The organism is Clostridium sp. ZS2-4 (assembly GCF_026719745.1).
GTDB lineage: Bacteria > Bacillota > Clostridia > Clostridiales > Clostridiaceae > Clostridium_H.
In genome coordinates, this window is sequence record NZ_JAPPRQ010000043.1 from 63,395 (window position 1) to 83,833 (window position 20,439).

General features: G+C 27.0%; 13 protein-coding genes. 10 read left to right on the top strand and 3 right to left on the bottom strand.

Annotated elements, in window-relative coordinates:
• The 5 genes from OIO11_RS07165 to OIO11_RS07185 all read left to right on the top strand — a co-directional run bounded on the left by OIO11_RS07165 (nucleotide 1) and on the right by OIO11_RS07185 (nucleotide 10,469).
• Complete coding sequence (locus tag OIO11_RS07165; protein WP_268070751.1) at nucleotides 1-615, top strand: DUF4194 domain-containing protein; 615 nt, start codon at nucleotides 1-3, stop codon at nucleotides 613-615.
• A complete protein-coding gene (locus tag OIO11_RS07170) occupies nucleotides 584-3,844 on the top strand; it encodes an ATP-binding protein (RefSeq protein ID WP_268070752.1) in 3,261 nt (1,086 codons plus the stop codon). The genes OIO11_RS07165 and OIO11_RS07170 overlap by 32 nt, the downstream gene beginning before the upstream one ends.
• Entirely contained in the window at nucleotides 3,813-4,997 is a 1,185-nt protein-coding gene (locus OIO11_RS07175; RefSeq protein WP_268070753.1) for a Wadjet anti-phage system protein JetD domain-containing protein, read from the top strand. The genes OIO11_RS07170 and OIO11_RS07175 overlap by 32 nt, the downstream gene beginning before the upstream one ends.
• 203 nt (nucleotides 4,998-5,200) lie before the next feature.
• Nucleotides 5,201-6,763, top strand: coding sequence for an AAA family ATPase (locus OIO11_RS07180; RefSeq protein WP_268070754.1), 1,563 nt, complete (start codon nucleotides 5,201-5,203; stop codon nucleotides 6,761-6,763).
• Nucleotides 6,764-7,103: 340 nt separating this feature from the next.
• The gene (locus tag OIO11_RS07185) at nucleotides 7,104-10,469 is read left to right on the top strand and encodes an AAA family ATPase (RefSeq protein WP_442781253.1); all 3,366 of its coding nucleotides are present in this window, start codon (nucleotides 7,104-7,106) and stop codon (nucleotides 10,467-10,469) included.
• A 91-nt stretch (nucleotides 10,470-10,560) separates the two neighbouring features.
• Here the strand turns inward: OIO11_RS07185 and OIO11_RS07190 are convergent, their stop codons facing one another.
• From OIO11_RS07190 to OIO11_RS07200, 3 genes are all read right to left on the bottom strand, one after another.
• Complete coding sequence (locus OIO11_RS07190; RefSeq protein WP_268070756.1) at nucleotides 10,561-11,148, bottom strand: protein kinase; 588 nt, start codon at nucleotides 11,146-11,148, stop codon at nucleotides 10,561-10,563.
• 101 nt (nucleotides 11,149-11,249) lie between these two features.
• Entirely contained in the window at nucleotides 11,250-11,780 is a 531-nt protein-coding gene (locus OIO11_RS07195) for a serine/threonine protein kinase (RefSeq protein WP_268070757.1), read from the bottom strand.
• A gap of 230 nt (nucleotides 11,781-12,010) precedes the next feature.
• Complete coding sequence (locus OIO11_RS07200) at nucleotides 12,011-12,373, bottom strand: S-Ena type endospore appendage (protein WP_268070758.1); 363 nt, start codon at nucleotides 12,371-12,373, stop codon at nucleotides 12,011-12,013.
• A 212-nt stretch (nucleotides 12,374-12,585) separates the two neighbouring features.
• On the opposite strand from OIO11_RS07200, the gene OIO11_RS07205 reads away from it, so the two are divergent.
• From OIO11_RS07205 to OIO11_RS07225, 5 genes are all read left to right on the top strand, one after another.
• Nucleotides 12,586-13,944, top strand: coding sequence for an SLC13 family permease (locus tag OIO11_RS07205; RefSeq protein ID WP_268070759.1), 1,359 nt, complete (start codon nucleotides 12,586-12,588; stop codon nucleotides 13,942-13,944).
• A gap of 184 nt (nucleotides 13,945-14,128) precedes the next feature.
• Nucleotides 14,129-17,041, top strand: a complete 2,913-nt coding sequence (locus OIO11_RS07210; protein WP_268070760.1) for a putative amidoligase domain-containing protein — start codon at nucleotides 14,129-14,131, stop codon at nucleotides 17,039-17,041.
• Between the two features lie 16 nt (nucleotides 17,042-17,057).
• Complete coding sequence (locus OIO11_RS07215) at nucleotides 17,058-18,479, top strand: UDP-N-acetylmuramoyl-tripeptide--D-alanyl-D-alanine ligase (RefSeq protein ID WP_268070761.1); 1,422 nt, start codon at nucleotides 17,058-17,060, stop codon at nucleotides 18,477-18,479.
• A gap of 59 nt (nucleotides 18,480-18,538) precedes the next feature.
• Nucleotides 18,539-19,207 carry a hypothetical protein gene (locus OIO11_RS07220; protein ID WP_268070762.1) on the top strand — a complete coding sequence of 223 codons (669 nt, stop codon included), beginning with the start codon at nucleotides 18,539-18,541 and terminating at the stop codon, nucleotides 19,205-19,207.
• Nucleotides 19,208-19,487: 280 nt separating this feature from the next.
• Nucleotides 19,488-20,228, top strand: coding sequence for an SPOCS domain-containing protein (locus OIO11_RS07225; protein WP_268070763.1), 741 nt, complete (start codon nucleotides 19,488-19,490; stop codon nucleotides 20,226-20,228).
• The last annotated feature ends 211 nt before the right edge of the window (nucleotides 20,229-20,439 follow it).

The window sequence follows — 20,439 nt, forward strand, 5'->3', positions numbered from 1 at the left end:
TTGAGAGTAGAGGAGTTTAATATAAAGAATAAGGAGAACTTTAAGAAAGTATGCAATAAGCTTTTGAGTGTGTGTTTTATATGTAAGAAGAAAGAAGATACAAAAAGTGATTATTATTTTGTAGAAAGTAATTTAGAGGTTTTAAATGAATATTTAGGTTTATTGGATTATGAGATAGAGATAAATAAAACAATAGGAGTTGCTCAGCTTATAAACAAGAATAATTCAAATAAGGTTAATCTTAAGCTTATAGATAGTATATTACTTTTGATACTTAGGATACTTTATCATGAAAAGATGGAAGAACTAAGTCTTACAGAAGATATAATGGTACAAATATCAGAGATACAAGAAAAGTTTATAGCATTAGAGTTTCAAGATAAATTGATGGATAAAACAAAGCTTTTAGATGGATTAAGAACATTAAAAAAGTATAACATAATTCAAAATTTAGATTCTAATATGACATTAGGAGATTCAAGAATTATAATATATCCTTCCATACTTATGGCATTAAGAATGGAGGATATAACAAAAGTATATGAAAAGTTAAATACTTACAAGAGAAAGGAGGTAAAAGAAGGTGAAGAAGTTAACGGGAATGAGACTTATTAATTGGCATGCTTTTGTAGATGAAACAATGAATATTAAAAATTCTGTATTGATTTCAGGTGAAAATGGAGCAGGAAAATCTACTATATTAGATGCTATACAGTTTGTTTTGACTTGCAACAAAAATAATTTTAACAAGGCAGCAAATGAGAATTCAAAAAGAAATCTTACAGGGTATGTTAGATATAAAACAGGAAGAGAAGGAAGTGAATATTCAAGAACTGGAGATATAACATCGCATTTGGCTCTTGAGTTTTATGAAGAAAACAGAAAAAATTATTTTATAATAGGTGCTGTTATAGATTCTTCTTCTGAAACCTCTGAAAAGGTTATGTTTTACAGAATAGAAAAGCATAGAATAAAGGATATAAATTACATAGTTGATGGAGTTCCTTTGGACATATCTAACTTTAAAACTTTGTATAGAAGTAAAAGTATTCAAGCATATACTAACTACGGAGAAGCAAGAAAGGATTTTTTAAATAAGCTTGGTAGAATAGGAGAAAAGTTTAATGCTTTATTACCTAAAGCTCTTGCTTTTAAGCCTATTACAGATGTTAAGGATTTTGTTTATCAGTACATATTAGAGGAAAAGGAACTTAGCATAGATAATTTAAGGGAAAATATAAGAACGTATAAAGAATGTCAAAACTTAGTTGATGATGTTAGAAAAAGAATAGAAAAGCTTGAAAATATAAAAGAAAGCTATGAGGAATATGAAAGAGCTGCAAGTAACGTAAATCTACATTCATTTATCATTGATATAGTAGATAGAGAAATATTAAGGGAAGAAATAAGAATATTAGAAGAAAAGATAAAGAGTGATGAGAACAACAAGATACTAAGTGAAAAGAAGCAGAAAGAATTGAATGATTTAATAAGACAAAATGAAGATAAAAGAAATAATATTCAAATAACCTTAAACACCAATGAAGAATTTATAGCATTAGCAGACATAAATAAAAAGATATCAGAAAAGGAAAATAATCTTGAAAAATTATCTAATAGTAAAAAAACTTTTATCAATAAATTAAAGGAAGAAGAAAGAAGACTTAAGAGGTTAAAAGACCTTGGAATTGAAAAAATAGATATAAACATATTTTTAGATTTTACAAGAAATATTAATGTTGAATTAGAAAATTTTATAAATATTGCAAAAAGTTTAAGTGAGAAATTAGATAAAAGAAAAGAAGAAGATTTAAAAAGTTCAACAAAATATGAATTAGATATTGAAAAACAAAGAGAAGAATTAAAGGAAGTAGAAGTAAGTATAAAAGAATTGGAGAAAAGAAATCTTCAATATCCTAAAAATGTTATTACTTTAAAGGAAGAAATAATAACTAACTTTAAAACTTTAGGGATAAATGATGAACCTAAAATATTATGTGAGGTATTAGAGGTTACAGATCCAAAGTGGAAAAATGCAGTTGAGGGATATTTAAACACTCAAAGGTTTTATCTAATAGTTGAAGGAAAAAACTTTGATAAGGCACTTGATGTTTATGATAGATTGGTAAAGAAAAAAGGAATTCATTCAGTTGGGCTTATAAATACATTAAAGTTAGGAAAGTATGATGATGTAGATACAAATTCGTTAGCAGCGGTTGTTACATCAAAAAGCAGAGATGGTAAAAGATTTATCAACATGATTTTAGGAAGAGTGATAAGAGAAGAAAATCTTAACAAACTTAAGGAGCATAAAACTGCTATTACACCAGATTGTATGGTGTATCAAAATCATGTAGCAAGAGCTATTGATAAGGAAATATACAAAAGACCTTATATAGGAGAAGAAGCTTATAAGATTCAGCTGGAGGAATTTAAAGAAAAAAGAGAAGTACTTAAAGAAAAAATAGATGATTTATTAGAAAAGAAAAAGGATTTAGATAACGTAATAAAAATAATAAGGGATACAAAATTAGAAAGAATAAGCGAAGATGTTTATGTAGTAAGAGAAGAAGAAATAGAGAGAACAGCACTAGCTTCTGTTAAAAAAGAAAAAGAAGAGTTAACTAAGAATAGTACATTTATGGAGTTAAACTTTAAGCTACAAGAAGTTAGTAAAGAACTAGAAGGTCTAAAAGAAAAATATAATTCAATAGCTATAAATATAGGAGCTTTGAAAAATAGAATAGAAACTCATAGAGAAAATAGAAAGTATAAACTTGGTAATTTAGAACGAAAAGAAGAGGAACTAAAAGAAAAATGCTTAAAGAACGTAGGTGTTTTTGAAGAAGGTGAGAAAAGAGTTGAAGTTGAAAGAAAGAGAAAGACTTTAGAAACTATAAAATCAAACTTTACAACTTCAAAAAACAATAATGAGACAAGAAAACAAAATCGATTAGAGGAATTAAAGAATCTACAAGGTGACTACAATAGAGAATATGAGTTTGGAGCAGCACTTGGCGAAGATGGAGTAGGCAGTTTTTTAGATGAGTTAGAAAAGCTTAGAAAAAGTACTATTATAGAATATGAGGACAATGTAAAGAAAGCAAAGGAAAGAGCTGAATTAGAGTTTAGAGAGCATTTTATATCAAAAATAAATGAAAATATAACTATTGCAAAAAAGGAGTTTAGGGATTTAAATAGAGCACTTCAAGGGGTTAAGTTCGGAAATGAAGAGTATGAGTTTAAGATAGAAAAAAGTAAAGATGCAAAAGTGAATAAATACTATGATATGATAATGGATGAAAGAAATATAGGTGAAGGATATACTCTATTTACTCAAGATTATGAGGATAAGTATAAGGAAGTATTAGAAGAACTTTTTGATAAGCTAACCATAGATGGTGAAAGTGAAGATAAGGAATTACAACGATTTACAGATTATAGAACCTATATGAATTATGATATAAAAATAAAACACTCTAATGGAGAACACTCATTATTCTCAAAGGTTTGTAAAGAGAAAAGCGGTGGAGAAACTCAAACACCATATTATGTGGCAATGGCAGCTTCTTTTGTACAGCTTTACTCAATGCCAACGAACTCAGAGCCAATAGGTTTAATATTGTTTGATGAAGCCTTTGATAAAATGGATGAAAGCAGAATAGTTGCGATGATGGAATTTTTTAATAGATTACCATTACAATTAATAATAGCATCACCACCACAAAAAATAGATACTATAACTCCTTTTGTAAATACTACACTATTAGCAATAAAAGGTGAGGACTATAGTTTAATAGAGGGATATAACAATGAAAAAGTACAAGGAAGAGATACTGAATAGTTTAATAGATACTTATGAAAGAAGTGCCCTATATAAGGGGGCTTCTTTAAATGAAAGAAAGATATCATTAAGATTTACAGCTAAAAATGTAAAAGATTATTTTGATGAAGATAATTATTTAAAAAGAGAAGAAATAGAACAAAGTGTTAAAGAATTAGAAAAACTAGATTTCGTTAAAATAGCTTGGGGAAAAGGCTATGAAAACCATCTTATAAAGAGAGTAGACTTAAATATAAACAATATAAAAGAGGTTTATGAGCTATTAAAAAGAAAGCCAAAGGCAAATAGCGAAGAAGAATGTATTGAGTTATTACAAGGGTATGCAGAAGAAAATTTTCCACTAGGAGAATTTGCAAAGGAAATGATAAATAAGTTAAGTGAGAAAGCTTCTATAAAAAAGTATCTGGATATAGAAAATATAGAAGAATGTAAGGACATACTAAAAGCTCTTAAAAATATAATAAATCAAGAAGGAGAAATATTTAAAAGAAACTTTTCTATAAGAGTATTTAAAGATTCAAAAAGGTTTGAAGCTATAGAAGGAAAGATTTTAAGGATACTAAAGGAGTTTAGCGGAGAAGAAACTTTAGAGGAATTCAACATATTGAACAATCCTAGCTATATTTACTTTAAAGGAGATATTAAACTAAAGCTAAAGGAGAAAACTTTGAATATAGGAGAGCTAAACTTCGGTATAGGAATAAGCTCACAGGATTTAAAAGAGATAAAAGAGATAGAGATAAATACGTCTAAAATAATAACCATAGAAAATCTAACAACATTCAATACTTTTAATGAAAATGATTTTGTATGCATATATTTAGGTGGTTTTCACAACAATGCAAGAAGAGAGCTACTAAAAAAAATAAAAGAAAATAATAAGAATTTAGAGTTTTATCATTTTGGAGATATAGATTGTGGGGGGTTCAAAATACTTAAGCATTTAAGAGAAAAAACTTCTATAAATTTTATTCCATACAACATGGATTTAAAAACTTTAATCAATGGAAAAAAATACTGCAAAGAATTAACAAAAAATGATAAAAAGATGTTGTTAGAAATGCTTAAGGAGGAAGCTTTTAAAGAGTTTTTTCAGATTTTTGAATATATGTTTAAAGAAAACATAAAGCTTGAGCAAGAACATTTAGTATAAATGAAAAATTTTAAGTAAAGGAATAAATGAATAGAAGTAAATTCAAAATCTATGGCAGATAAATATGGAGATAAAATATAAAATAAGAAGAATATGATTAAATCATTACAAACAAGCCAATGATATTAAATGTATCATTGGCTTGTGTTATAATAATTTATAATAGAAATATATATATGTAAATTAGGGGGTGAAATTCATTTGTGAAAAAGAGATTTAATACTACTGGTGTGTGTGTCAGTAGAAAACACTATATGGTTGATATAAGCAATAAGCTTGAACAGATAAAGGAACTTATAGATAATGAATTTTACTTTACGATAAATAGACCGAGACAGTATGGAAAAACAACAACACTTAGTCAAATAAAGAAAATTTTAAAAGAAAAGTATTTAGTTATAAATATTAGTTTTGAAGGAATCGGTGATATAGTTTTTCAGTCAGAAAAATATTTTTCTAGAGTTTTTTTAGAACTTATGAGTGAAAATTTACAGTTTACTCATCAAGAAGAAAGTGAAATTTTATTAAAATTAAAAGAGAATGTTTATGATATAAAAGATTTATCAAAAGTAATAACAAAATTTACAATGAATAGCTCAAAAGAAGTAGTGTTATTAATAGATGAAGTAGATAAAAGTTCAAATAATCAACTTTTTTTAAGTTTTATAGGGATGCTTAGAAATAAATATTTAGCGAGAGAAATTGAAGAAGACTATACATTTAAATCAGTCATATTAGTAGGGGTGCATGATGTAAAAAGTTTAAAGTTAAAATTAAGACATGATGAAGAAACTAAATACAATTCACCATGGAACATAGCAGTAGAGTTTAATGTAGACATGAGTTTTTCACCAATTGAGATTGCTACAATGTTAAAAGAGTACTCTGAGGAAAATCATATTTTAATGGATATAAATAATATTAGTGAAGAAATATATTTTTTTACTCAGGGATATCCATTCTTAGTTAGTAGAGTATGTCAAATTATTGATGAGAGAATTTATGAATTAGAGAAAAAGCCTTGGAGCATATATGATGTGCAAAAATCTGTTAAAATAATTTTAGAAGAAAAAAATACTTTATTTGATAGTATGATAAAGAATTTAGAAAATAACAAAGAACTATACGACTATATAGAAGATATAATTGTACGGGGAGTGCAGAAGAGTTTTAATAAAGATAATCCACTTATCGATTTAGGAATAACCTATGGATATTTTAAAAATAGTGATGGGAAAGTTACCATAGCTAATAAGATATTTGCAGAAAGAATGTATAATTACATGGTATCAAAGCTTGAAAATACTTATAGTAAAATGGATAATTATAATTTTAAAGGTGCGTTTATAGAAACTAATGGAGGGCTGAATATAGAAAAAATTCTTCAAAGATTTATGCAATTTATGAAAGAGCAATATTCTTCAAAGGATAAAGAGTTTATAGAGCATCATGGAAGATTATTATTTTTAGCATTTATTAAACCTATAATAAATGGAGTAGGCTTTGATTTTAAAGAAGTTCAAGTTTCAGAAGAAAAAAGATTAGATGTTGTTATAACCTATAATAATTTTAAATATATCATTGAAATGAAGATATGGAGAGGAGCTAAATATCATGAAGAGGGCATTAAGCAGCTTTGTGATTATTTAGATATTCATTCTCTAGATAAAGGATATTTGGTTATATTTAACTTCAATAAAAATAAGGAATTTAAAGAAGAAAGAATTAATGCTCAAGGAAAAGATATATTTGGGGTATATGTCTAAATATATTAAAAATTGATATTATAGTTACAGAATAAAAAAGTCTAATAGAATTTATGGATCTATTAGGCTTTGCTTGAATTACTTATACTTTTTAGGCACTTCTATGTACAACCTCTTAATCACAAGAATTTTTACTTTTAAGTTCTTAAATTCTAAATCACAATGTATAATAGTGGAAATGTAAATTTAACAATTTTTAATGGCGTTTTTTATGAACTTATCATTAAATTATGCTATAATTATCTTTATATTAAAATGTTATTTATACCGCTTATAGTCATCAAACTATTTGGATAGATAGAGAAAATATTTATTAAGGGAGAAATGCATTATGGGATTGATTTTAAATGAAGATATTTTTGCAGAAATACAAGAAAAATTGAATAAAGAATTTATTGGACAAGAAAATTATTTTAAGGAATTAAGTGATTATTTTAAAGATAAAATAATGAACAGAGAAAAAGGTATATTACTTGTTGTTGGAGAGATGAATACATTTAAAAAAGTTGGTATGAGACATATGTTCCAAGAATTAAGAGCAAATAAACTTTTAGAAAATGGAACTCTTGAAGAGATTGATTTAGCTTCATACAATTTTAACTACGGTTATAATGCATTTTTAACAGACTTATATGAAAAGCTGAGCAATAGTTCAGAAGGTATAGTGTTCACAAATGTTAATATGGCAAGTGATAAGATGCTTGATGTATTATCTAAGATATATCCAAATAGTAGTATTGAATTAGAGACGGATTATGTTATGAATAACAGATTTCTTTTAGAAACAACTGAAGATGTAGGAAATACAATTAATACAATACAATGTAATGATAAATTTGTTGTGTTTTTATATGATAAAAAGAATGACAATGATTATTTAGAGTTTGTTGAAAATTACATTAATAACAGAGACAAAGTTTTATATACTAAAAACCTAACCAAGGTTGAAAAAACACTTCTTATGAAAAAAATACTATTTAAGGTATTAAAAGAATTAGAAGTAAATTATAGTCTTGATATCACATTTAGAAATAAAGAAGGTAATAATCCAGAAGAGGATTACGGTATTTTATCTTATATTTATAAATTTAATGAAGATAAGAATTTTACTTTAATGGATTATACTAGATACAAAATAGGCAATCCTCTAAAGAAAATTATTGAAGAAGAAAAGATTAAGAAAAATAGTAGAATTTTATTATATATCGAAAATGATAAAATATTTGCAAAAATAAATAATGAAGTATATGAATTAAAAGATTATGTAACACCGTCCTTAGAAGAAGTAAAGTATAGGTTGGATTCAATAGTAGGGATCAAAGAATTCAAAGAACACATAAATAATATTGAAAACAACTTTAAAGTACAAAAAATAAGAGAAAGACTTAGTATGAAGACAGTTAATATACCTCTAAACATGATCTTTGTAGGTAATGCAGGGACTGGAAAAACAAATGCTGCTAGAATTACATTTGATTTTTTAAATGCTTTAGGATTGTTATCAAGGAATGTTTTTGTAGAAGTTAGTAAAGCTGATTTCGTATCTGGAGATGCTAGTGATGTTGAAAAAACAACAAATGATATTATTAACTCAGCTATGGGAGGAGTTTTGTTTATTGATGAAGCTTATTCCTTATGTGAAAGTGAAAATGATACGGTAGGAAGAAAAATTATAGATACTCTCCTATGTGGAATTGAAAATAATAGAGATAATCTAGTTGTTATTTTAGCAGGTTATGAGAAAGATATGGAAAGATTGTTTAATTATAATCAAGGATTAAAATCTAGGTTCCATAATATTATACATTTTACAGATTACACACCTGAAGAAATGTATGAAATAGCTGTTAATATAGCGAAAGATAAAGGATATTATATTGCTAATAATGTGAAAAATGATTTAATAGACCTATTTACAAGAAACCAAACTATTGAGAGTAAAGGATTGGGAAATGCAAGATTTGTAAGGAATGTTATAGAAAATGCTATAATGGATGCTTCTAAAAAGTATCTTTTAGATTTGGAAAGACAAATTGATATATTAGATAGAAGCAATTTTAACTTTAATGTTAGAGTTAGATTTGATTTAGAGGAAAAATTAAAAGATATTATTGGATTAGAGGAAGTAAAGACTTTACTGAGAAATCAATATAAATTATTAATTGCGCAAGAAAAGAGAAAATCCGTAGGCGTTGATACAAAGATTGAACAGAATTTAAATATGGTTTTTGCAGGTAACCCTGGAACAGGAAAAACAAGTATTGCAAGGCTTGTAGCGGAAATGTTAAACAGCATGGGCTTCTTAAAAGGAGGACAACTTGTTGAAACAGATAGATCAAGTTTTGTAGCAGAAAATTCAGAAGAGACATCTAAAAAAACAGAGGCAAAATTTAAAGAGGCTATTGGTGGAATTTTGTTTATTGATGAGGCATATACGTTAGCAAATGATTCACTAGGTAGAGAAGTTATTGAAACATTACTTAAACTAATTGAAGACTACTCAAAAGAAGTTATTGTTATCTTAGCTGGATATAGTAAAGAGATGGAAGATTTCTTTGATGTAAACATTGGTCTTAGATCAAGATTCCCATTATGGACTACTTTTGAGGATTATAGACCAAATGAATTATTGGAAATTGGGCTTAGACTTTTAAAGTCAAAAGGATTTGAAATATCTAAAAATGCTCATGTAGAGCTTGAAAAGAGTTTCGTTGATATATATGAGAATTCAGATGCCCAATCTGGTAATGCTAGAATGGTAAGAAATCATATTGAAAATCTTATAAGAATTCAAAGTGTTAGAGTTGCTGAAGAACAGATTAGTGCTTATGAAATGAATCGTATAATTGCTGAGGATGTTGAAAAGCTTATATTCTCTGAAAATGATAAGAGTTTTAATCTTGAAAACAAATTAATGATGATTTCTAATAATGACAAAGTTAAGGAATTTTTGAGAAATCAATATAAGTTATTTAGAATTAATGAAAGAAGAAAGAAATTAGGAATAAACTCAGACATAAACAAGTATATGAATATTATTTTCACTGGAGGAATGGGAACTGGTAAAAATATTGTATTAAATATCTTGACTGAAATGTTATACAGCCTAGGTATAGTAAATGCAAAGGCTCCTCTTCAAATCAGTAAATATGAAATTGACACTGCTATTAAAAATGGCAAAAAGTTAGAAGATGTTCTGAATAAAGGAATAGGGAAGGTATTATTTATAGATAGGACTGATTTATTTATTGAAGGAGAGGATTCTAACAACACTATTGTTAAATTAATTAAATTTATTGATAAAAATAGCAATAGGATGATAATAGTTTTGAATGGAGAAGAAAAAACTATAAAAGATTTGATGAAACAAAATCCAGCTTTAAACTACAGATTTCCAACTTTATTAGATTTTGATGACTATACTGAAACTGATTTAATTAATTTGGCTCTAAAAATTCTTAAAGACAAAGGTTATTCAATGGAGAGTGACTGTGAAGACAATATAGGTAAAATAATAACTGAGTTCTATGAGAATAAATATATTATTATAAAGAATGGACTTATGATAAAACAATTCCTTGATAATGTTATTAGAATTCAAAGTGTAAGGGTCTATGACTCTAAAATAGGAAATAATGGTATCAACACCATTATCACTGATGATTTGATTCAAGCTAAGAAAATGTTCCTTCAAAAAAATACTTAAAGAGAATATTTACTTAGATTAGGAGAGTGTAAGTAGATTTGTTTTTACACAAATTTACTTACACTCTCGTCTAATACAATTAGGATTGAAATTACTTAATTCCTTTTCCAAAGTACTGTTCAATTCTATAATTCCACAATTCATAAGTTTTAGGAGATTGCTCTTTAACTGTTTCCAAAAATTCATCCAAGACACCTAATTTATTTAATCCCTTCATTAGATGTCTAGGATAAATGACTTCTTTAGAATAATTATTTTTAGGATCAATTACTGTTAAGGAGAAATCTTTGCCTACGTATAAATCTTTACATCTGATATCCAGCTTATTAAAATTAAGTCTTTTAAATTCGTTAATAAGTTCAATAATATTAAGGGCTATTTGTATATTAAAGCCGTGTTTCTTAATGTATTTATCCAACCGCTGCCCACTTACATAATCTCTTATAATATAATATGCCCCATGATTATACACCTTAGGGAAATAATTGCTTTTTCTAGTTCTCCTTAAAATAGTGAATTCTTTTTTACAAACTTTTTTGTCTTTGAAAATCTTAATTACTTTTTTATTATCTAACAGATATACTATGCCATTATGACCACTTCCTAAGAATTCAGCTCTTTGCAGCATTTTTTCAATTTTACTATTAAAATCAATATAATAATCAGTGTTTTTATTCATAATATCCTCTTTTTCACAATTATATTAGTACATTATATGAAAATACTTTGAAAAGTATTAATATTAATAAAAAAGCTGTGGTGATATACCAGCAGCTTTTATTAATCCTTCCACTTTTGATACAAATCAGGATGCTGACTTTTTAAGATTTTAAAAAATTTTTTAGATGCTTTTAATTTTCTAAGACCTGAAATCATGTGTTTGGGGTATGGTTCTTTTCGTGTAAAGTTATTTTTTAGACCTATTACTTTTAATTCACCATTCTTTTTTATGAATATATGAGATAGTCCTGTATCTAATCTGGTAAAGTTGAGAAGCTGAAAAGTTTCTATGAGATCAATAAGAGAAAGAGCAAGGGTTTCATCAAGACTTTGTTTTTTTATATAATCTATTAAACAAATACCAGTGATATATTCTCTAATTATATATCCAGTATGATATTCATATACTTTAGGAAAGTATTTATTGCCTTCACAGTATTTTAGTATAAGATATTCTCTTCTGCATTCATCAAGATTTTTGCATATCTTGATTACTTTAAAATCCGGTGTTAGATATATTATTTCGGTTTTACTGTGATGTAATATTTTGCATGTGGTTAAATCTATTCCAGAAATATTTAAATGTTTCATACTATACCTCATTTTCAATACAAAATAAATTTCTTATTATCACAATATTCGTTTTTTATTAAATCAATTACTAAAATGTTATTATATTTAATATAAAAGTTATATTTTGAAAAATATGGATTCAGTGTACAGTAAAAAATATAAAGTATATTTCTTCTCAATAATATAAAATAGACACAAAAAGTCAGTTTAATATTCCGAACCTTTTGTGTCTGCAATATTGACAAAATTTAATTATGAATACTTATACCATATTTTATAACACAAAATTCTTCATCAGTTTGTTCAAAGTGTACTACAAGACTTTCCATATTTAATGAAGTTATCATAAGTTGTCTACCTTTTTCTACGGTTTCAACAATATCATTTCCATCAGAACATTTTATATTTATTATCAGTTTAGCTTCAGAAATATCATCATCAGAAAGTCTTTGGTTTTCTACAAAAATTGTGCCGTTTACAGGAATATATGATTTCCAAAGAACTACCTCAAAATTACTAGGAAGCATTAATGGTTCGGGAAATATGTCACTTACTAAAGGTTTAGGTGGAGGTACAACATGTTTATTTTGAAATCTATCTGTGAACTTCATATATAGGAACCCCTTTCTTCTAAATTGCCAAAGATTCTAATACAATATATGTACCAAATATAGATAGTGTGAATAATATGAATTAAGATATAAAGCATTACGTTTTAATTATGAAAAAGAAAATCATAGCACTAGTTATTGGGACAAACTATATACACAATGTATAAGATGGACAATAATATTTGTGAATAAATATAAAGAGGGCGAAGTGAATGATGAGTATAATAATATTGTCGCTACTAACGTATGGTGCCATGATATTTTTTACCCGTTATAGAACACCAATTGCTATGATAGGAGCGGCGAGTTTATTAATATATGGGAGTGTAAGCGATGTTTTCCCAGCTGATTTGGCTTTTGAAAAATTTCCAAAAGAAATATTTATTTTAATCATCGTATTAGCATTGTTTTCTAAGATATTTGAAGAAAATGGAGTTTTTGAGTATTTAGAACATTTATTGATTCGTAGATCAAAAGGACGTAAAATATCAATTATAGTACTATTAGTAGCTATAATGTATGTAGCATCTTTGTTTATGAATAATCTAAGTGTAATTTTGATGTTTACATTCATTTGTTTAAAAATAGCATTGAAGTTAAATTTGCCTGTTGTACCCTTACTTGTAGCTGGAATAATTTCATCTAATATAGGTGGAGCTGCACTAGCATGGTCAGATACTCCAGCTGTAATTCTTACATTATATACGGATTTTACTTTAATGGACTTTATAAAAAAATTATTTTTACCATGTGCACTTTATATGGTTTTGTTGTCAGCATATACTGTTTTGTGGTGTAAGCATGTAACACGGACAAGCGTTCCGACAAGGAAGCATTTTTCACATAGGCTACCGCATGAAAAAATACCTCCATTGAGTAAATCAATCAATGATGAATTAGTTCATAAATTAAATTGGAACAAGATAAAATTGCCAATAATTTGGTTTGTACTATTTATTCTAGGTATTTGTATTGGTCCATTTTTAGATATATCCATAGCATATATTTCAATGTTTTTTGGAGCTCTACTTTTGATTACTAATAAGAATAGCCCAGAAAATATTATAAATTCAATACCTGTTTTAGAATCTCTTCTTTTCATTATGGTGTTATTTTTTATAGGTGGAATACTAGAATATAGTGGTATAACGAGTAGAATAGTGGAGTATATATTTCTATTTACTGGTGAAAATAAATATTTAATGCTAATATCTATTATGGTATCTGCATTTTTAATAGCAACATTTCTATCTGCTGGACCAGCAGCAGCCACTTTACTTCCTATATGCACTGATATATCACCTGTAATTGGTAATAACTTAGTATACGCTGCATTAGCATTAGGAATTTTAGCAGGAAGCAGTATGTTGCCTTGGTCAGCAACTGGTGGTCCAATAATGTTAGGAGAGGTGAATCGATTTTTAAAGAAATATCAAATGGAACATGAAGTTAGAGAACAAATTATGGAGATTTTTAACCTTAAGTCATATTTAGCATTTTCAATTCCATTTAGTTTCATTATATTAATTTTAAGTGGTGTATTTTTAGGGATATATTTGATTGTTTTCTAATTTAATTATGTGAAAAGTGTTATATATATCATTTTTAAGCTATTGATAAACTTAGTTTATCAATAGCTTTTTTAGTGTGTATGAAATAAAGAGTGGCTAATAATAGGCTGTTTTGATTTGAAAATGAATAACACTAAATGTTGAATTGCTACATATATTGAGAATGAGGAAGGTAGGTGTCTTTATGGGAATAAAATCTATTATAGATGGTTCACAAGAAGGAGTAGAGATTGATAAAGAACTTAATTGTAAAAATATTAAAGAGAAATTAACTAATGACTTTATTATTAGATGGGGGAATTGGATAGATAAGAATGATGACTCTACAAAAATTGAATTTAATTCTTCTCATGCTATTAAAAATACTATAGATAAAGAAGGGGTTCTTCTTATATTAAGAAAACATGGAATGAAATGCCCACAAAGAATAAAACCTGGAAAAAAGACTGAATTTCCAATAATAGGTAGGAAATATTATCATAAAGAAGGAACGGATATTAAAATTATTGATAGCTTAGAAGAATACAAAAAGTGTGATAGTGATTATTTTGTAGAATATCTTAAAATTATAGAAGAATATAGAGTTCATGTTATGGATACAGATGTATTTTTTATTGAAGAAAAATATTGTGGAAATAGATCGAAATTAGATGAACTGGTGGTAAGAACTAAAGCTTTCGGATGGGAATTCTCAGAAATAAATTTAATGAATAAAAATGAAGAAGATATAAAAAACATTATTAATTTAGCTAAAAAGGCTGTGTATTCAATAGGATTAGATTTCGGGGTTGTAAACATAGGAAAAACTTTAGAAGGAATACATTATGTATTAGATGTGGATGCAACTTGTCAATGGAGTTCTGAAAAATGTAGAGAAGCATATATTAATCAATTTAAAAAGTTAGTATTTAAATATGATAATTTAGTAAATAACAAAAGTGAGGTAACTATTGGAGCAGATATAGAATGTGTAATAAAAGATAAAGAAACAGGAGCTTTAATATTTGCATCTGATTTTTTTTCGCAAAAAGGTTCCATAGGAATGGATGCTAGGAGTATAGAAGCAGACAAAGAGTATTTTCCTATTATGGAGATTAGACCAGGGTATTCTATAAATCCTATTGAAGTAATTGATTCTGTTAAATCAATTTTGAATAAAGCATTTCGGTATATTAATTATAAAAATATAGGAGTATATGCAGGTAATATGCCTGTATACAATTACTGGGTTGGAGGACATGTCCATTTTGGAGTAAAACCTAATATAAAATTTATAAGAGCCCTTGATAACTATCTTGCACTTCCATTAATGATGATTGAAAAAGTCTATTCCTCAAGGAAAAGAAAAGCTAAATATGGTTCATTAGGAAATTACAGGTTGAAATTTCATAAAGGATTTGAATATTGTACTCTTAGTAGCTGGGTTGTAGACCCTGAAACGGCTACAGCTGTTCTTCATTTAGCAAAAGTTATTGCACAGGAATATTTTAATTTAAAGGAAGAATTTTTATGTAATTATTCAGATATAAGGGCTTTTTATCTTGTAGAAAAATTTTATTTCAAGGATAAAATAGAGAAGATACTATACAACATAAGTAATACAAAAACATTTAAAAAGTATAGTTCGGTAATAGAGCCATTATTTAAAAAAATATTATTATGTGAAGAATGGGAAGAGGATAAAGATATTAAGGAAGCTTGGAACTTAAAAGCATCAAACAAGATTTATAATATTATTTCAAGGTGCTTCATTCCAAAAAATAAAAGAAAAGAGTTAGGTGTAAGTATTGGTCAAATTATTAATATTGTGGTTGGAGCTAATAAATATAAAGTTCAAGTATTTCCTAAAGATGATTTTTCTTTAGAAAAGAATGGGTATGTATCCTTTTCTAAAGATATATGCAAAGAAATAGGTATAGAAGAAAATGATAATGTAGGTATGTGGTTTGATTCAAATCTTGACATATATAGAGTTGGACCTGTATTGGCAATACTTTCAGATAGGATGAATTACCATGCTAATATTTTTGGACCTCAAACTTATTATTTTAGAAAACTAATTAAACTTTCACGAAGTAAAGGAATGATAACCTATGTCGTTGCTGTTAGTGATGTCGACTGGGGTTACGATAAAATCAAAGGATATGCCTATGATTTTGATAAAGAGGAGTGGAAAAAACAATATTTTACAGCACCAAATGTATTCTATAATAGGTGGTCTATAATTTCTACGGACAGCTATAGTCAATATGAAGAGTATATCAAATATATACAGGATAATGAAATAAAATTTATAAATAGTCCAGAGTGTATGGAATTAACCAATGATAAATGGAAGACTTATTTACTACTAAGTGGTAGTAATAAAACAAATGATATTCAACCTAAAAGTTGGGAATATAATAGTCATACTCAACTAAAACAGTGTATAGAAGAATGCACTTGTGTGTTCATTAAATTAAAATACGGAAGTAAAAGCACCGGTCTTTTTTATGTTGAAAGATTAAAAGATTCTTCTTACATGATTATTCATAATAATATATATGATTACACTGAAAAAATTAAGGTTCAAGAAGCAAATCTTATGGAGATTATTGATGAAAAAATTGAAGAAATGGGATGTATAAATAGTGATTATATAATTCAACAGAAAATACCGCTTATAAAATATAAAGAAAGAAATTTTGAAATACGAGTAATTATGCAAAAAAATAGTACCGGAAAATGGATCAGAACTTGTATGATTGCACGATGTACAGCGCAAAATGAAAATTTTATTACTTTAGAAGATGAAATAGATTTAAAATCATCTGTAGTTCTTTCAGCGTGTTTTGATGAAAATGCAGAGTATATAGGAAATCAAATAAGAGAAAGATCAAAAGATGTGGTATCAATTATAGATGATAAAGGCATACAAGCAGGTGAATTAGCTATTGATTTTGGAATAGATGAAAACTTTAATATTTTTATAATTGAATTAAATTCAAAACCAGATAATCTGCTTTATGCTATTGGTGCATTAAAAACAAGAAATCTTGCTATGTACAGAATACTTGAATATGCAAAATTCTTATCAGGCAATAATACTACATTCTAAGGAAGGAAAGATGATAATGAAAAAATTTTTCTTGGAAGAAATAGCAAGGGCTATGAAAGGTGAAATCATTACAGGTAATAGAAAAAAGACAATTAAGAGAATTATTAAAGAGCCTGATTTAGCTTTGCCAGGTTGTTTGTATTTTGTTACTGACTATTCCAAAGGTGAAGATAAGTTGTTGAATAAATTAAGTAGTGGAGGTGTTTCAAGCATTGTTGTTGAAAAACCACATAATCTTAACATTGATAAATGGACAAAATTAGATATAGCTGTTATTGAGGTGAAGGACAGGCGACATGCATATGTTAAGTTAGCTAAATTTTATAGAGAACAATTCAAAATCCCTTTTATTCAAGTTATAGGAAGTTCAGGGAAGACCACTACAAAAGAAATGATTGGTAGTGTTATTAGAGAAAAAATGTCAGCTTTGGTGGGTTTTTATAATTATAATGCACCAGCAGGAGTGGCCTTCAATATTTTTCAATTAAGAGATTATCATAAAGCTGCTGTATTAGAAGTAGGAATGAAAGGATTCGGGATTATGAAGTATTCTTCAAGTATGATACAACCTAATATTGCTGTAGTCACTTCAATACACAGAGCACATTTAGCTAGATTAGGATCTATGGAAAATATTATAGCTGCTAAAGCAGAAATTTTAGAATATTTATCTGATGATGGAGTTTTAATTATTAATGGAGAAGATGAATTTTGTTCTAAGTTTCCAATAGATAAGTATAAGGGGCAAATAATAAGATTTGGCTTTTCAAATAAGTTTGATTTATGGGCTTCTGATATTAAATATAAAGGATTTAAAACAGAGTTTAAAGTAAATGGAAAAGGATTTACAATAGGATGTTCAATAAATACATTTGGCAAATATAATATAGGGAATGCTATGGCTGCTATAGCAGTTGGTATAAAGTTAGGTTTAAATGAAGATGAGATATCAAAAGGGCTTTTAAATTTTCAAACGGGTCATAGACGACAAAAAATTCATGAAGGTATTAACAACACAATTCTAATTGATGATAATTTTAATGCAAATCCGGATTCAACTAAATTATTGGTACAAGAGATGGCTCATTTTGATGAAGGACATCCTCTTATTTTGATAATGGGAGATATGGAAAATCCTAGTAAAGAATTAGAGGATTATGCTCGTAAAGTGCACTTTATGATTGGTGAAGAAATAGGAAATTTAAATTTTTATAAATTAATTGCTGTTGGAAAATGGGCAGAAGAATATGTAAATGGTGCTATAAGTAAGGGGATTTCTAAATCTAAATTACTATATTTTAAGAATGTTGATGAGGCAGAAAAACATATTGAGAATTATATAATTCCCAAAAGCTTAGTATTATTCAAAGCTTCTGAGCATTATGTGGATTTAAGTCCCTTATTAGAAAAATTAAAAATAAACAATTCTTCCTTATAAAAAGGTAGAATTGATTTTAAGTTAGGTAAACTAATAATTAATTCAAGGAGATGGGATATATGTATAAAAACAAAATTAATTTTGGTAAATACGATATTTATACATCTTTACTAAGAATGAATAAGAGATTACCACAAACAAAACCAATAGTTTTTGATGAATGTGTGATTGACCTTTGTAAAAATGTTGAAAATTTCAGCTCATTATTTCCATATGTTGATTTTAGCAAAAAAAAAATAGGCGATATCAAATTAGAAGTAGTTGATATTGACTTTAATGTTTGTGAGACAAACGGATCTAAGATAAAAATTTCTGCAAAAAATCCAAATTATATAAGAATAATTTTAAGTAATATTTATGTTAAGATTTTAGGGAAAGTAGTAGATACTAATTCTAAAACTATAACTCAAAGATATTTTGTTTTGAAATATTTACCCAAAGACGAAGGTGAGCCCGGCTATAATGAGGAAACTAATCCAAGAGATATTACTGTTGAACTGTATAAACCTTGCCAAGAGTTTGATGGATTTATTGAAGAAGATACCATGGAAAAAAAGATGTTACAACAAGCTATTAATATTGAAGCTTTATCAAAATTAGTTAAATTAAATTTAAAGGAAGATACAGCAGACATCAAATTGACAATTTATTTAAGGTCAGTATGTTTTAAAAAATATAAAGAGTTTCCTGATGAAAAAAAAACAATAAACGATTATGAATGGAAATGATAATAGCTATATTGAATTATATGTTAAGATACAAAAATTGTAACATCTATACCCTAGGTGAATAATATATAGTAGGTAAACTAATTAATATTTTATAGTTATCTTTCAGTAATTTAGCCCAGATATTGGAGTAAATTATTACAGCATTATCATTTGTGAATAATAAAATGATAATGCTGTATGAATAAAAGATAATAAACATTTCTATTTTAAATTAGGATACTAATGGGGCTAAAAATAGTAAACCTTAAAATTTAAATAATTAATAGGAGGGAACAGTATGCAAAAAAATATTTACTATCCAAATATAGAGCAAGATTTCATAGAACCTAATCCTAAGGTAAATATAGTAAACAAAGAGTTAGAAGAACCAAATAAAAATGAAAATTTGGATAGTGTAGATGAATTAAATGGTGTTAGGTTAGTAGGCAAAGGAACTGGACAAGAACTAATTGAAAGGAAGATAATTTTTAATCCTCCTAAGAAAGATGTAGTAGTGGAGCTTATAAGTATCAATAAAGAAGTTAAGTTAACTGAAGTAGAAGTAAATACAAATAGTGTAGTTGTTAATGGATATATACACAATAGTATTATGTATAAAACAATAAAACGTCCTGATAAAGAAAATGAAGATACAAATAAAAATGAAAACAAAGATGAATCTAAAAAGGATGAATCTAAAAAGGATCAATCTAAAAAGGATCAAGCTAGACCTAGTTGTGAAATTATAACTGTTGGTTCTATAGCTGTTGATGGAGTTGTTCGTCATACAACTGTATGGGTTCCATTTAAATCTTTTATTGCTGTAAATGGAGCAAGAAAAGGCGATATTTATGAGATTTTATATACTAGCATAAATGAAAAAAATTGTTTTTTAGGAGAAGTACCTATATATGAAGAGGATAAAAAAGGAGGATTACAAGCTATTCAAATTATTGAAGATATAGAAGAACAACCATTCATAGAAGGAATTATTGACAAAAACTTAATTAAAATTTCTGTAGAAGTTAAAAGAGCTTAACAATTAAATCCTAAAAAATCTTTAATAATAAGAATTATTTGAAATTTAAAACCGCTGTAATAGGCGGTTTTTGTACAGGTTGTTTATATATAAGTTCTATTAAAGTTCCTACATTCTTACACATAGCCTATCTATTGTTTGTGTAGGAACTTTATTTATATGCTTAATAAACTTCTGTATAGTACTTCTTACTTGAGACAGTTTTTGGAAA